Origin of the sequence: Streptomyces sp. NPDC050504 (assembly GCF_044458065.1) — a bacterium.
In the GTDB taxonomy this organism is placed as follows: domain Bacteria; phylum Actinomycetota; class Actinomycetes; order Streptomycetales; family Streptomycetaceae; genus Streptomyces.
The window spans coordinates 27,001-42,074 of record NZ_JBITHO010000017.1 but is presented as its reverse complement, the minus strand read 5'-3'; the positions used below and the strand labels follow the sequence as shown (position 1 = coordinate 42,074).

The window sequence follows — 15,074 nt, the reverse complement described above, 5'->3', positions numbered from 1 at the left end:
GCGGGACCACGCTGCTCTCTTGTGTTCCTGTCCGCGACAGCCCCGGCCGTGAAGGTCGCGCGGCACCCGAGTGCCGTCCGCGTCAGGACAGTTCCTCCGCGAGCAGGTCCATCAGCAGCCCGTCCTGCCAGGCGCCCGTCCGGTGGTCGCGTCCGTACGCTCGCATGATCCCCACGGGTTTGAACCCGACCTTGCTGTAGCAGCGGATCGCCGCGGTGTTGGCCGCGGCGGGATCGATGGTCAGCCGGTGATGGCCGCGTTCGTGGACCAGCCACCTGGCCAGTGTGCGCACCGTGTCGGTACCGAGTCCCTTCCCGTGGCGCCTCGCCGTCAGGAAGATGTCGATTCCCGCACGGCGGAACTCGGGATCGGTCTCTTCGTCGAACTGTACGGCGCCGATGACCTCGCCCTCGAAAACGACGGCCAGCATGTCCTCGTAGTCGTCCGGGGGCGACCACCACGCCGCGACTTCCGGTTCTCGTACGACCTTTTCGAGGATCTCGGTGTCGCCATCGGTCACCGGCCGCAGCACGACCTTGTCCCCACGCAGTTCCATGCCCGCATTCTCCCTGAGCGATGAGGCACCCTTCAGCCCTTCCTCAGCCCATCCACAGCCCACCTTCAGCCCGTGCGGACTCCCGCCACGTCACGAGCCGATCCACGCGGCCCATCCACCCAATGGCGCTGATCCACCCAGCGGTACGGCGACCGGCAAGGCCGACCCGGCGAGGGCCTGCGGTCCCAGCGCGTGGCACCGCTTCCTCCGCCGCGTGGGGGAGGCGGTCCGGCCTGCCGGTGGATGCCCGATGACCCTCCCCGCTGCGATCTTGGACGGCGAACGGGCCCGCCGTAGGCCCCACGGGATCGGGGGACCTTCCATGCCGCAGCTCCTGGACGTCGACGGCTCCGCCCGTACCCGGCCTGAGCGCGCGGCCCGTACCCGATCCGGGCGGTTCCGCGCGGCGTGGCGGGCGGCTCACGCCCCCGTCGCCGGGGTGTCCCCGGCGACGCGGCGCATGGCCTACGCCGTGCAGCTCGCCGTCCTGCCGTCCTGCCTCTGGCGGCTGCCCATCGTGTTCGACAGCGAGGCGGGGCCTGTCGGGCGGATGTACCCCGTCCTGCTGTCGGTCCTGTCCGAGGCCGTCGCGTTCACGGCGTTCGGGCTGATCGCCCGCTGGGGCGAGGTGTTCCCGCGTTGGGTCCCGTTCCTCGCCGGGCGCCGGGTGCCGACGGCGGCGGCGGTCGTTCCGGCGGTGACCGGCGCGGTGATCCTGACGGTCATGTGGACCACGGCAATCGTCACCGACTTCTTGGACGTCACGATCCGGGGCGATGCGCAGCCCGCGGACTTCCCGGGCGCGGCCGGCGGGCTGGAGTCGTTCTGGTACTACATCTGCTACACGCCGCTGCTCCTGTGGGGCCCGCTGCTGGGCGTGCTCGCCGTCGCGTACGCGAAGCGCCGCCGCGTGACGGGCTGAGGGTCCCGTCGGCCCCTCGAAGGAGCTGAGGGCCCACCGGGCGGAGGCTTCCGCTCACGGCGGCGGCCGACCACGCCGTAAGCGGCGCGTGGAGTACGAGCGTCGGACCGCCCGCCGCGGGCGTACGCGCCCCGCACCGGCGGCCGAACGGGACCGGCGGCCGGGGCCTCCGGCCGGTGAACCGGCCGGAGCCGCAGGGTCTTCCCTCGATGAACGCTGATGAACGCCGATGAACGCTGATGAACGCTGATGAACGCACCACCGAGCCAGGAGCGCCGCCCATGATCGCCACCCTGCCCGTTCTGCCGTGCAGACGGAGAACACGGTGAGCATCCAGGCCGTGAACGCGGTCTTCGCCGCCGGCGGCATCCCCGGCTCGGACCGCCTCGTGCTCCTCGCCTACGCGAACTACGCCGACGCGTACGGCTACTGCTGGCCCGGCATCGAGCGCGTCGCCGACGATTGCGGCGTCTCCGCCTCCACCGTGAAGCGTGCCCGCGCCCGCCTCACCAAGAACAAGATCATCAAGTCCGTACGGCGCATCGACGCGCGCGGAGAGCCGATCACCAACCTGACCCGGCTGAACCTGCCCCTCCTGGAGGCGATGAAGCGCGCCCCGCGCATCTACAACGACAACCTCGTGAACCGGATCAGCTTCGAACCGGACCCGCCGTATGCGGGCTCAGTGACCAGTGAATTAGCCGCTGACCTGCTGATGGGTCAGGTTGAGCCCGACCTCGGGGTCAATCTGACCCCACCCACAGGTCAGATTGACCCCTTAACCATCAGTGACCCATCACTCCAACCGTCAGACGCCCCGGGTGACGGCCGTAGGCCAACCGCGGGTGGTTACGCGCGCGCGAAGAACACGGGGGCCGCGGGCGCGAAGAACAAGAAGGCCACGAGCGCCGCGAACACGGACGCCGCGAGGCAGCGCCCTGCGACCAAGCGCGTACGGACCACGCCCCGCACGAAGCCCGCGGGCTTCGAGGAGGTCGCCGCCGCGCTGCCCCCGGAAGTCCAGCCGTCCCCGGGGCGCCCCCTGGCGCCGACCCTGGTCCGGGCGATCTGCGACGTGCTCACCGGTGTCCCCGACTCCCGGCAGCCGGGCGCGTACCGGATCCCGCCGCGCACCCCCGCCCATCTCGTGGCGCGGATCAACCGCCGCTGGTACCAGGCGCGCGGCCCCGAGCGCGCCGCCTACGGCTACCGGGGCGAGGACCCCATCAGGCGCCCGGTCGGCTACGTCGCCGAACTCCTCCTGGCCCAGGAATGCCCCGACCCGGCCTGCGAGGACGGCCGCCTCCTGGACACCGGCAAGGCGTGCCCGGCCTGCCGCGAACGCCGCGCCGCCGAGCGGCAGGACGAACAGGAAGCCCGAGCCGCCCGCCGCGCGGCAGAACAGCGCCTCGCCGCCGAATCCGCCCGCCACCGGAATCAGCGGGACCAGGACGCGGCCGCCGCCGTACAGGAACAACTCGTACGAAGAGCGCTCGCCGCGGCCGGTGCCCACGGCGCCTACCTGGAGCACCACGTCGCACAGCTCATGGCCGCCTGGAGGCACGACCACTGAAGCGGCCGCAGCCCGGCCGACCAGCCATGACCACCCTGGCGCCAGCCCCAGCGCCAGCGCCAGCACCAGGACAAGGACCGATGCCGGTGCCGGTGCCGGTGCCTCTGCGGCGCCCGGCCCGGACCGGGCCTGACCGATGGCGTAAGTTCACCGCCGTGCAGACTGCACCACAGGAAAACCAAAGATCAGAGGGCATACCCGCCCAGGTAGTCGCCCCGGGCGCGACCGTGCCGCCCCGGCACGGCAAGCCCTGGCTGTGGTGGAGCGTTCCTGCTGACGGGCGGCGCCTCCGGCGCCCCGGAGCTGCGCTACCGGATGAGTGACAACCTCTGCGCGGACGCGGAGTTGACCAGCCTGAGCAAGGTCTACGACCGCGGGGACGACGCCACCCACGGCGAGCACCGCCATCGGGCTCTCGACGTGGCGGAGTGCAACGACTCCGTCACCTGGAAGGGCCCCGCCGGAGACCGCAGCGGCGCCCTGACGGTGCGGCTCAAGCTGCACAAGTCGACCGACCCGCGCCCGGAATTCGAGGCGAACGGGGAAGCCGTCGAGACCAACAGCGGCCCCAAGACCGTGAAGACACCCATCGAGGGCCTCGGTGAACGTGCCTACTTCGGGACCGTCGACACCGGGAACGTGTCTGTGCTGATCGTCATGGCCCTGGACGGAGGCGCGGAGTTCTCCACGAGCGTGGTCGCTGATGGCGCGCACTCCTCCGAGGAGCTCAAGCCCTTGATGATCAGAGACATGCGCGCGCTCATGGCGCGCCTCAAGGCCTGAGGCCGCGAGCGGGAGAGGGCCGCGCGGCAGCACGAACAGCGCGGCCCGAACAGCGCAGCCCGAACAGGGCGGCCCGAACACGGCGTCCCCGCACGGCGTCCCGGCTTCCGTTCCCGAACCGGCCGCTCGTCGCACGCACGGCGAACACCCCTTCACCCGCCCGGCACAGCATGCCGCCCGTACGGGGAGGGGTGGACGCGTACGGACGCGGAGTGCGACCTGGCGGTCAGGCCTTCGCCCGCGCGGCGAGCCACCCCGCCATCGCGCGGACGCCGATGCCGATGGCCCTGGTGTCGGGGTCGAAGGCACTGAAGTGCGGGACGCCCTCGGTGATGTCGGCGCCCGGCCGCCGTACGCCGAGGAAGGAGTACGTGCCCGGGATCCGGTCCAGGAACAGCGCGTAGTCCTCGCCGTTGAACGGGAAGGCGGCGTGCATGACGGTCACGCCGTCCGGGCCGAGGACACGGCGCAGGTGCCGCCCCAGAGCGCGTGCGTCGCGCTCCGGGCAGACCATGGCGGGGAACGGCGCCCGGTCGAAGTCGACCACGGCACCCTCGTACCTCTTGACCAGCCCCCGAACGGCCTCGCGTACCTCGACGTACCGCTCCTCGGGCCAGCAGCGGTACCACACGGAGACCGTGACCTGCCCCGTGTCCTCGGCCTTCGCCGCCTGGGCCGAGACGGTGACGAACCTGGCCAGCGGCCCGTCCTCGATCTGTACGTCAGCGACCATCTTCTCCAGATCGGCGGACGTCTCCGGGGGCGCGACGGTGCTGAGTGCGGTGATGTCGGCGGCGAGCCGCCCGGCCCGCGCGAGCGCGTCGGCGCCGTTCACCTCGATGACGGTCCCGTCCTGTCCTGGCAGCCCGCTGCCGGGGGTCACGGCGAGCTGCCCCACGGGGAAGGGCCCGCAGTGCAGGGCGTGGATCTCCTGGGGCGCGAACTTCTCCAGCACACCGGCGTCGATCATCGCGCGGGCCCCCTGGAGGGCCTCCTCACCCGGCTGGAAGAGGAAGACGACGGTACCGCTGAGGAGGTGCCGCAACCGCGCGAGGGTCTGCGCGACGCCGACGCCGACGGCGGTGTGGACGTCATGCCCGCAGGCGTGGGCGGGCCGGGTGGCCTCGGGGAAGATCCCCTCCGCCGGTACGGCGTCCATGTCGGCGCGGTAGGCGACGGTACGTCCGGGCCGCGCGCCCTTCAGCACGCCGACGACGCCGAAGCCGCCGACCCCGGTGGTCACTTCGAGCCCGGCGGCGCGCAGCAGGTGCGCGACGATCCGGGACGTGGCGACCTCGCCCTCGGAGGTCTCGCTCTTCGCCGTCTCCGGATGGGCGTGCAGGTCGCGCCGCAGTTCCACGAGGCCGCCCTCGACACGCCGGACGACGGCGTCGATCGCACCCTGGTCGAGGGACCCGCGCCGCTGGCCCACGCCCTCTGCTGCTGCGGCGGCGGTCCCGGAGGGCACGACGACACCGACACCGGCCGCGGCGGTCCCGCCGAGCAGGGCGCGACGGTTGAGAGCGGGCTTGTTCGGACGGGTCATTCTTTCCCCAGGGCAGTAGTTCCGAGGGCGCAGCTGAAACACCGGCCCACGTGAAGCTCGCCCCAGTCAATCAAGAGCCCTCCCCGAACCCAACTGCCCCCGCCAGAAAGGGAACTGGCAGAAGCGACTCCGTATCACCCCTACAGCCCGACACCGCTGCGCCCCGGCTGCCGTGCAGGCGGGCCGGGGCGCAGCGGTGCGGGTCAGGCGAGGGCGAGGCTGATCTGGTCGTTGAAGACGACCCAGTTCTGTCCGCGGTCGGCGCCGTCGCAGGGCTTGGTGGAGATGTTGGGGGTGTTCCAGGTGTTGGCGAGGCAGTAGGCCGGGGCGTAGGAGAGGGAGATCTTCTGGTTGGTGATGTTCCAGTACTGGCCCTGGTCGCTGGGGTTGCAGGGCTTGACCGAGACCGTTGCGGTGTTCCAGGTGTTGGCCAGACAGTAGGCGCGGGCGTTGGTGAGGGCGATCTGGTGGCCCGATACCGTCCAGTGCTGGCCGCGGTCGGCGGTGTCGCAGGGCTTGGTGGAGACGTTCGGGGTCTCCCAGGCGTTGGCGAGGCAGTACAGGGCGGGGGCCTGCGGTGCGGTGGCAGCGGCTCCTGCCTGGCCGGCGGGAAGGAGGGAGGCCGTCGTCGCGAGCGCGGTGAGAGCGAGGGTCTTGCGGAGATTGATTCGCATGCGCGGATTCCGTTCTCGACGCGGCCGGGAGATATTTCGGCCCGGCCGGAAAAGGGATGGTTCCGCTCGGGTTCGAGCTCATGAAAAGTGATACCAGGATCCAGGAAAAGGCAGTTAAAGAGCATCAAGCATTCCTCCGGACGAGGGAATGTAAGGATAATCAGATAAAATCAAAACGGCGCCTTTCCTCGTGCGAGCGCGACCGGCGCACACCGCGCTTCCCTTCGCGGGGAATGACCGGAAAACTGCTGTCCAGCACGCTGAACCGCAGCGCAGGCCAAGGAGTCGCCGCTCCCGCCGAAGACGCGGTACCAGTCCGCCAGGCCGCCCCTTGCGTCAACTCCGTCAACGAAAAAACGCAGGCAGCCAGGCGAGACGCACCCCGAGCGATCTAACGGCCTGAAAACACGGATAAAGGCACGCACGGAAACGCTTCACGGCCCGCCGTGTGACCAGATCATGCCGAAACGTTCCGCGAATATCATTTCCACTCACCGTGACCCGGCAGGGAAATCGATATCAAGCCGGATCCGGTAAAGCGGCCCGCCCACTGCCGCATCCGGCCGCCACCCGTGTCCGCGGACCTGTCGCGGGCGCTTACGCGAGGCTCCGGGCCCGCACCATCAGTGTGCCGAGTCTGCCCGGCTCGGGTGCGGGCAGGACGGACGCCTCGATGCCGACGAACCCCTGGCTCTTCAGCAGGCCGGCCCAGGTCTCAGGGCCGTACTGCCACCGCAGGACGGTCAGTTCCTTCTCCCGTCCCTCCAGCCACTTGCCGCGCGCGGTCCCCGGTCCCGACGGGTTCAAGAACTGCTGCCATGCCGTCCTCCCGCTCTCACGGGGCCCGCCCCGCCGACGGGCCACGCGGACAGCACACCGCACCCCGGACGCTCCCCGACCAGCCTCCCGGGGGACGGCTGTTCCCCATCACCCCGCCGCCGTCACCCTCTACAGCGTCGGCGTCCACTGGGCCCTGGGAGACGCGGGCGCAGCCCTCGAAGCGGGCCGCACCCTCCACCCCGCCCGGTTCAGGACGGCCGAGCGCCGGGCGAGGATGCACACCGACCTCGGTCGGGCCTGGTGGCACCGGGGCAAGGCGGAACAGGCCGCAAGCTCCCCGCCGGCCGCCGCCCGTGTCTCGCCCGGCGAAGTCCGCGACCGCCCGGTGATCCGTCACATCGTCACCGAACCGGCCCGGCAGCACCGTCGCGGACCAGGCCGCGGCGAAGGCCCCGGATTCACTCGGACGAGACTTCACCGTCACCGCAGTGAACACGAAATACGTCGGCGACATCACATACCTGCCGGTCAAAGACTCGAAGCCGCTCTACCTCACGACCGTCATCGACCTCGCCTCACGCCGGCTGGCCGGGTGGGCGACCGCCGGCCGCATGCGGAGAGAACTCTTCATCGACAGGGAAACACACAAAGGCCGGAAGACCTGGTCGAGCGAGCGCGAGGCCAGTAGCGAATACCCTGGCCTGAGCCGCATAGACGTGTTCAAAAACCGGGGTCAAGGCCCGAGAACGCCGCGCGCCTTCCAGCAGGTTCGTCGATGGTACTTACAGGACGTCAGGGAAGCAGCCGACACGTCGTCACAGATGGTCATTCTTTAGGCCGTCGGGGGAGTAGGGTGTCGTGGGATTGATCCGTACCGAAAGAGAAAACCCCCAGGACCTTGAGCAAGTCGCGGGGGCTCGGCCGGAGAAGACTCCGGCCTGGCGACCACCTTTGTGCAAGAAAGGCGGTGCACACGTGATGCAGGGTACCCGTACCCGCACGTGGTCACACACCACCTCGCCGTCGCAGCGACGCGTAGCTGTCGCTCCGGCCGGGTGTGCTGCTGCCGTTGTCCCCCTGAACCCCTGCGTCGGGATTTCGCTGCCCGCAGGTTCTGAATCTTCCGAGCCGATTCTGGCTACGGGCACGCCTCGCCTGCAGGAGGCTCTCACGTCGTAGATCGCTGAGGCGGCGCTAACTGGGCCTGAAGCCGCCGGGGCGCTCCGTCCGCGAGGTGTTAGCGCACCTTGCGATGAGCGCCCCCTCTTCTGACACAGAGCGGGTTTCGCAGTCCCGCTCGAAGGGGTTGTCCGAGCCGGTTCACAGCCGGTTCGGACGCTCGTACTCGGTTCTCCCAGAACCACGAAGCACCTAGCGGGGCTTCGTCGTGCCGTTTCGGCGATGCCTCAACGACAGGAGTCATTGTGCAGCATCGTCATGGCCTTTTCTACCCCAGCCGCGTCCGTTTGATCCCGTTTTGGGGGCGCTGTCCGGGTGATGTGCTCCATAAGCCGGCCGCAATCCCGGGCAGCGGCGCCTCCTTCTTCTGTCCGGCGAGCCGATGAGCACCTCGACGCACCGCATCAGGACGCGCGAGTCAGATCCTGCTCGCGCGGCCCAGGGGCGGGGAGCGGCCCTCCTGATCGCGCGTCCTCGTACGGAGCTGTCCGATCTGGCTGGGCCGGCCCTGAAGCGGACTGCGTGGCATCCGTTGTCGCTCCGCCGGGACGCTCGTGCCCGTCTGGGGGGCGTGGTGCGCACCCTCCTGGACGCGGCGGGCCTGGACGGTGCGTCGGACGCGGTGCGTCTGGCGGTGTTGGTGCTGGTGTCGCGGACGTCGTCGGAGACCGGGGTGGTGGAGATCCGCACGTCGGAGTTGGGGCGGTGGCTCGGGCTGTCCGCGTCGTACGTCGCCTCGGAGGTCGTACCGGGGCTGCGTCGCTCGGGAGTTGTGTCGGTGGAGACAGCGGAGGGTGAGTACGGCCAGGGCATCGGCCTGACGTGTCGGGTACTGCCGCTGTGGGCGGCGCAGGACATGGCTGGGCATCCACTGAGCTTGGGGAAAAAGGAGTACGCCACCTTGTGGCGGCTGCTGGAGGCTGTGATGGGGCCGGGCTGGACGCACCGGGACGGCTCGGTGACTCCGGCCGGCCTGATCGGTACGCGTACCGGCCGGGGCGCGGCGACAGATCGCCTCGCGCTGCTGCTGCTGGTGCTGGAGGCGCGGGAGTCCGGGCGGGTGCGGCAGTGCGGGGGAGCGGTGGATACCAAGCGTGGCCGGGCGGCGGTGACGGTGGCTCGTCTGCTGGGCTGTTCGGCATCGGCGGGGCAGCGGGTCCTGGAGCGGCTGGAGGGCCGGGGGCTGGTGCGGCGGATTCGGCTCAAAACGGGCTCCGGACTGGTGAACCGGTCGCGGTTGATGGTCCCGGCGGTCGCGGCCGCGCACGGCCGCACCGCCGCCGCCAACGTCCAGGAGGACCGTGCGGAGGCCCTGGGGCCCGAGTTTTCAGACCCCGACATTGCGGCAGTGCCTGGTGAGGCGCCGGAGACGGCGACGGAAGACCAGGTCAGCAGAGTGCGGGTGACCGATGTAACGGGAGTTGCAGAGCCCGACGTTGCGGCAGCCCTTCACACTGACCACCCTCACCTGGCTACTCCCGTCTCTTCCCCCGCTCTCTCTGGTGGCTTTTCCGGCGAAGGCCGTGGTGGGTCCGGTGATCTGCCGGACCGCGCGTGCGCGTGCGAGGACCAGACGGTCGAAGGCGGAGCCGTCGTTGCGGCGAACGGTTCACCGGTGGCCGGTGGCCGGGCAGGAGACGTGGGCGGTGCGGGTCAGGGCAGGCGGCAGCGGGGGAGTGTGCCGCTGCCGCCGGAGGACCTGCGGGCCGTCCTGGAGCCGGTCGACCTGGTGTGGGCGCGCCTGGAGCGTCCCGCCGCGCGCCGTCTGGTGGAGGCTGTCGTCCGGCGTGAGCTGGACACGCTGCGGGGGGTCGTCGGCCGCAGCCGCCGGGAGCGGTCCGCGGAAGCGGAGCAGGTCCTGACGGCCCGCCTCGTCCGGCGCCTGGACGAGCAGCTGCGGCTGGGCGACCGGATCCAGGACCCGGTGGGCTGGCTGATCGGCCGGGCGCTGCCGCAGCGCCCGCAGTGCGGCGACGTACGGTGCGACGACCGGATCCTGCTGGACTCCGGCCAGCCCTGCCCCCGCTGCGCGGAGCACCAGGACGACCGCCGCGTCCAGCGTCGCAGGGTCGCTGCCGCCGTCGACGCCGCGCTGCCCGGCGCCTCGGAGACGGAGCGCCGGGCAGCTGCCGCGCGGCAGCTGCACCAGGACGTGACCGCCAGGGCCTGGGCACAGCAGCGGGAGTGGGCGCATTACCGCGCCCGGAAGGCCGCCGCGCAGGCCCGCACCGACGCCGAAGCCCCCACCGTGCGCCTTGAGGAAGCCTCCGCCCCGGCCGTGCTGCCGCCCGTTGCGGCTGCGCCGACCGAGCCGGTCGTGCTGACCCGGCCGCCGGTGATCGCCGCGCCCGAAGCGGTGGTCGACGACGTCGGCCAAGAGCCGGAGCTCGTGCTGGAAGACCTGACCCGCGAGCAGATCGTCGACTGGCGTGCCCGCGGGATGCACGACCACCGGGTGGTGGTCGACCACATCGACCGGTACGGGGAACCGTCGGCCCGGCGCCTGTTCAGCAACCGGTTGGTGGACCAGGCCCTGCACCGGTCCGGCCTTGGCCACCTGGACCTCGGACCCTGCTGGGGGCAAGCGTGAGCGACCGCGAGGTGACGAGGGGGTGTTCTTGAAGGACGACCTCTTCGCCACCGACAACACCGCCGAAATCGCCAAGACCTGGAAGTCCACCGGCAAGCCCGGACCCGACCTCTACACCGACATCAAGAAGTTCGACCCGGAGATCCCCGACGACCTCATCCGGCGCCGGGACGCTCCCGGGGATCACCGGAAGGAGACACGGAGTCTCCTTTGGAGGCGCGCAGGGACCACCGGTGCGTGTCACGTTGGGAGGCACACCGGGTCAGCAAGCCCTTCGACGCGCACGGCCGAGGTCCTGCGGCGTGGCCTTCCTGTGCCCTTACCTCGACGGCGGTTCAGGCGGGAGTGCTGTGGCCCTCACGGATTTTTTCCCCTCACTCGTGCGACGCGTGCGACCACTCGCGCGACGCGTGCGCAAGGCGCTCAGGTTGCGCGGCGCGCGTTCCCTGGTCCCCGTCTTCGTGCTCCTCGTCTCCGCGCCGTTGCTGGTCGGCTGCGCGCTGGCGGGGCACCAGGGCGCCTTCGTCGCGACGGCACTCGCCGCGTGTACGGCCGACCTCTGGATCCATCGCGCGGAGCCCGGCCTGACGCGCTTGCTCGGACGGCTGCGGCTGGGCGTCGCCACCCGGATCACGGTGCGGCTGGTGCTGCTGGCCCCGCTCCTCGTGGGACTTCCCGGCACAGACCGGGCGAAGGTCAGGGGCGTCGCTCTGCTCGCCGTCCTGTTGGCCGTCGGGTCCGCGATGCTGCTGGGCTCCGTGGGCGTGCTCGGACGGCGCACCCGGCCGCGCGTGCTCACCAGGAACGTCCCCGAAGCCGCGCCGCCCCCGACGGCGCGGGTCGTACGCCTGCTGACCGAACGCCCCGCCCGGCGCCTGCTCCACTACGAGTGCCTGGTGTGGCTCGGAAGCCTCGTCGCTGCCCTGACCGGATCGGCGTTGTGGGTGCTCGCGGCGCTCGCCTGCGCCCTGCTGCTGGTCACCGTGCACCTGGTGGGCGTGCTCGGGCTGGCGGTCCGGGCCCGGCGGCGCAGGTCCGCCGGGGCGGACCTGGCGGCGGCGCAGACCTGGGCGGACGGCTACCGTCCCGACGTGGTCCTCTACTTCAGTGGCTCCCGTCACTCCGCCTACCAGGTCAACATGTGGCTTCCGACGCTGGAGAAGAGCGGCTTCCGTCCGCTGGTCCTGCTCCGCGAGGCGCACGTGCTGCGGCGGCTCGACGAGACGGGACTGCCCGTGCTGTGCGTGCCGTCCGCGGTCGACGTGATGCACCTGGACCTGCCGTCTGTGCGCGCCGCCCTCTATCCGGCGAACGTCGGCAAGAACATCCACTTGCTGCGAGAGCCCGGGATGCGCCACGTTTTCGTCGGCCACGGCGACAGTGACAAGGCCGCGAGCGTCAACCCGTTCAGCAAGGTGTACGACGAGGTGTGGGTCAGTGGCCCCGCAGGCCGCGACCGGTACGCGCGCGCCGCGATCGGCGTGCGCGACGAGGCCGTCGTCGAGGTGGGACGTCCCCAACTGGACGTGCTGACGGACTCGGAGCCCGGTGGCGGGCCTGGCGGCGCGCCCCGCGAGGCGCGTGACAGCGCGCCGCCCACCGTGCTGTACGCGCCCACCTGGGAGGGGTGGACCGACGAGCCCGGCAACACCTCGCTGATCGACGCGGGCGAGAACATCGTCCGCGAACTGCTCGCGGTCGACCCACCCGTACGGATCCTCTACAAGCCCCACCCCTTCACCGGCACCCGCTCCCCGCAGGCCCGCGCCGCCCACGAACGCATCCTGCGAGCGCTCGCGGAGGGCAACGTGCAGCGGTCCGCATCCGATGCGCACGCCCACGTACGGACCGGGGCCGACGGGCCGCCCCTGTACGAGTGCTTCGCCCGGGCTGACGCGCTGATCGGCGACGTCTCCAGCGTGGTGTCCGACTTCGTGGCCACCCTCAAGCCGTACGCCATCGTCGACACCGCCGGGCTGGGGGCCGAGGAGTTCAGGAGACGGCACACCGCCGCCCGCGGTGCCTACGTCCTGGACCCGGGGGCCGAGGGCGTGCGCCACCTGGTGGACGTGTTGCACGGGACGGCCGAGGACGACATGCGTGAGCGGCGCGGCGCCGCCAGGACGTACCTGCTCGGGCCCCGCGACCCCGAGTCCCCCGGCCGCTTCGGGCAGCAGCTCGCACGGCTCGTCGGCAGCTCGGGCACAGGTGCCGAGCCCCCAGTGGGACGCGCGCGCCGATCAGCTGTCGTGAAGTCGACTTAAGTCGGGCGGGATGGCCGACATGCGGTCAGTCGTGGGGTGCACGCCGGGCAGACTGAGAACCAGATGGATCGAACGCGTGTTTGGTCCGTACGGAACGTGAGGCTGCGACGTGCGAATCGGAGATCATGAAACACCAACCGCGTGCCCTGCTCCCCGGGGGCTCCGACGGCACTGAAGGCACCAGAGGCACCGGTGCCACCGGCGAGCGGCCGGGAGCCGGGACCGCGCGTCCACACCCCGGGCCGGAGGAGGAGCCCGCGCCGACGCGGGGAATCACCGCTCCGCAGCCGCGACGCGTGATTCCGCAGCGGCTCGACCCCGAACTCGTGGAGCGCAAGGGCCGTTCCTGGGCGGGCGGCTGGGCCATCGCGGTGACCGTCGCCCTCCTGGCGGGCGCAGTGTGGCTGGTAGCGGCCAGGGGAGTGGTACCGCTGCCCGAGGACATCGCCCCGCGCGGCGCGCCCGGAAGCCTTACGGTGCCCGAGTCCGCCGTGCTCGCGGGTCTGCTGGCCCTGGCGGCCTTCGTCCTCAGCGGCCTCGTCCGCAGCAAGGCGGGCGAGGCCCGGGTACTGGTCCGTTTCGGGAGGTACCTCGGGACCGTGCGCCGCACGGGGCTCGTGTGGATTTCACCGTTCGTGCGGCGGGTCCCGGTCACGGTGCGGCTCAACCACTGGCGCAGCGACCCGATGGCGGTGACCGACGCCGATGGTACGGGGCTGTGCGCGGTGGTCCTGGTCGTCTGGCGGATCAAGGACACCGCGCGGGTGGCCTTCCTCGTCGACGACCACCGAGACTTCCTGCGCACCCAGGTCGAGGCCACCGTCGCGCGCACCGTCGCCCGGCTGCCCGCCGACACCTTCGCCCGCTCGGGCGACGACGTCACGGAGAGCCTGCGCGATCTGGACGCGGTCAGCGACGCGCTGCTGTCCACCCTGGCGGGGGCGTGCAGACCGGTCGGCCTTGAGGTGTTCGCCGCCCACCTGGTGCGCCTGGAGTACGCGCCCGAGGTGGCGAAGGCGATGCACAGGCGGCAGGTCGCGGCCATCGACGCCAGGCACCGCGAGTACGTCCTGGCCTCCGTCCTCGATGCCGTCGACGACACGGTCCACCGGCTCGCCGAGCGGGGCATCGCCGAACTGGACGACTACGACCGCAAGGCGCTGGTCAAGGAACTGACCGTGGCCTTCTACACCGCCCGTGGCGGATCGGCCGAAGCGCACTGAGCCCGTGCCGTTCCCGTCCCGACACGTTCCCCGTGTCGAATCCCCCACCGACCGATCCGGAGGTCAACCACCGTGCAGGCACCCAAGTTCAGTGAGTACGTCCCCGCCCGCTGTCCGTGTCCCTCGTGCGCGGTCCCCGAGGCGGGGTCCGGTTCCGCCGCGTCGCGCGTCACCCTGCGCGGCGCACTCGTCGCCGCAGTGGGAGCCGCGCTTCTGGCGGGCGGCGCCGGCTCGGCGTACGCCGAACCCGCGCCCAGCCATGCGGGCTGGGACGGCTCCAAGTACTGGTACAAGGACGCCACCGGCTGGTGGCGCTGGACCTCCCACCGCGACAAGTACCTGGCTCACAGCGGAGGCCAGGACACCGCCACCGCGACGAGTGAGACGTCCGGGGCGGCGCTGCGGACGGGCGGAGAGCCGCAGTTCCGGGGCAGCCAGGGCTGGGACCCGGTCGACGGGGTCTACTGGTACCGATCGGGCGGGCACTGGTGGTGGACCAGCCACAAGGAGAAGTACGAGCGGCACATGGGCACGAGCGCGGGACAGGACGGCGCGGGGCCGTCCCGGGGCACGGCGCGCCCCGCGCCCCGTCCGGACCAGGACACGCACAGGGGCGGCGCCGAAGCCGCCATAGCCTTCGCCCGGTCCCACCTCGGAGACCCGTACGTCTGGGGTGGTAACGGTCCGGACGGCTGGGACTGTTCGGGCCTCGTGCGCGCCGCCTTCCAGTCGGCGGGCGTGTCGCTGCCGCGCGTCGCGGACGACCAGTACCGGGCGTCCAGGCCGCTGGCCCGGGGCGAACTGCGCCGGGGCGACTTGGTCTTCTGGTCGGGCAACGGGTCGGCGTCCGGCATCCATCACGTCGCCCTCTACCTGGGTGACGGGCAGTATCTGGAAGCACCGCGCCCGGGGAAGTCCGTACGGATCTCCTCCTTCGACTGGTACGCCCCGAACATGTACGGGCGCGTGGTCTAGGGGCGGCCC

Annotated in this window: 11 protein-coding genes and 1 pseudogene; 8 read left to right on the top strand and 4 right to left on the bottom strand. The window is 71.3% G+C overall.

Features of this window, described 5'->3' with window-relative positions; all coding sequences use genetic code 11:
* Positions 1 to 82: 82 nt before the first annotated feature.
* Complete coding sequence (aac(6'), locus tag ACIBNE_RS39385) at positions 83 to 556, bottom strand: aminoglycoside 6'-N-acetyltransferase (RefSeq protein WP_399280597.1); 474 nt, start codon at positions 554 to 556, stop codon at positions 83 to 85.
* Positions 557 to 878: 322 nt separating this feature from the next.
* On the opposite strand from aac(6'), the gene ACIBNE_RS39380 reads away from it, so the two are divergent.
* From ACIBNE_RS39380 to ACIBNE_RS39370, 3 genes are all read left to right on the top strand, one after another.
* Positions 879 to 1,478, top strand: a complete 600-nt coding sequence (locus tag ACIBNE_RS39380; protein ID WP_399280595.1) for a hypothetical protein — start codon at positions 879 to 881, stop codon at positions 1,476 to 1,478.
* 325 nt (positions 1,479 to 1,803) lie between these two features.
* The gene (locus ACIBNE_RS39375; protein WP_399280593.1) at positions 1,804 to 3,051 is read left to right on the top strand and encodes a helix-turn-helix domain-containing protein; all 1,248 of its coding nucleotides are present in this window, start codon (positions 1,804 to 1,806) and stop codon (positions 3,049 to 3,051) included.
* A gap of 315 nt (positions 3,052 to 3,366) precedes the next feature.
* Positions 3,367 to 3,834 (top strand): hypothetical protein, encoded by a 468-nt coding sequence (locus ACIBNE_RS39370; protein ID WP_399280591.1) that lies wholly within the window; start codon positions 3,367 to 3,369, stop codon positions 3,832 to 3,834.
* A gap of 226 nt (positions 3,835 to 4,060) precedes the next feature.
* Here the strand turns inward: ACIBNE_RS39370 and ACIBNE_RS39365 are convergent, their stop codons facing one another.
* From ACIBNE_RS39365 to ACIBNE_RS39355, 3 genes are all read right to left on the bottom strand, one after another.
* Positions 4,061 to 5,380 (bottom strand): M20 family metallopeptidase, encoded by a 1,320-nt coding sequence (locus tag ACIBNE_RS39365; RefSeq protein WP_399280589.1) that lies wholly within the window; start codon positions 5,378 to 5,380, stop codon positions 4,061 to 4,063.
* A gap of 203 nt (positions 5,381 to 5,583) precedes the next feature.
* Positions 5,584 to 6,054 carry a ricin-type beta-trefoil lectin domain protein gene (locus tag ACIBNE_RS39360; protein WP_399280587.1) on the bottom strand — a complete coding sequence of 157 codons (471 nt, stop codon included), beginning with the start codon at positions 6,052 to 6,054 and terminating at the stop codon, positions 5,584 to 5,586.
* A gap of 597 nt (positions 6,055 to 6,651) precedes the next feature.
* Entirely contained in the window at positions 6,652 to 6,861 is a 210-nt protein-coding gene (locus tag ACIBNE_RS39355) for a hypothetical protein (protein WP_399280586.1), read from the bottom strand.
* A gap of 419 nt (positions 6,862 to 7,280) precedes the next feature.
* Between ACIBNE_RS39355 and ACIBNE_RS39350 the strand changes: the two are divergent.
* From ACIBNE_RS39350 to ACIBNE_RS39330, 5 genes and pseudogenes are all read left to right on the top strand, one after another.
* Positions 7,281 to 7,460, top strand: a pseudogene (locus tag ACIBNE_RS39350) (DDE-type integrase/transposase/recombinase); the annotation flags it as partial.
* A gap of 1,124 nt (positions 7,461 to 8,584) precedes the next feature.
* Positions 8,585 to 10,603, top strand: coding sequence for a hypothetical protein (locus ACIBNE_RS39345; protein ID WP_399280584.1), 2,019 nt, complete (start codon positions 8,585 to 8,587; stop codon positions 10,601 to 10,603).
* A 428-nt stretch (positions 10,604 to 11,031) separates the two neighbouring features.
* Positions 11,032 to 12,867, top strand: a complete 1,836-nt coding sequence (locus ACIBNE_RS39340) for a CDP-glycerol glycerophosphotransferase family protein (protein WP_399280582.1) — start codon at positions 11,032 to 11,034, stop codon at positions 12,865 to 12,867.
* A gap of 296 nt (positions 12,868 to 13,163) precedes the next feature.
* Positions 13,164 to 14,090: an SPFH domain-containing protein gene (locus tag ACIBNE_RS39335; protein ID WP_399280580.1), complete on the top strand. Its 927-nt coding sequence runs from the start codon at positions 13,164 to 13,166 to the stop codon at positions 14,088 to 14,090.
* 72 nt (positions 14,091 to 14,162) lie between these two features.
* Positions 14,163 to 15,065, top strand: coding sequence for a C40 family peptidase (locus ACIBNE_RS39330; protein WP_399280578.1), 903 nt, complete (start codon positions 14,163 to 14,165; stop codon positions 15,063 to 15,065).
* The last annotated feature ends 9 nt before the right edge of the window (positions 15,066 to 15,074 follow it).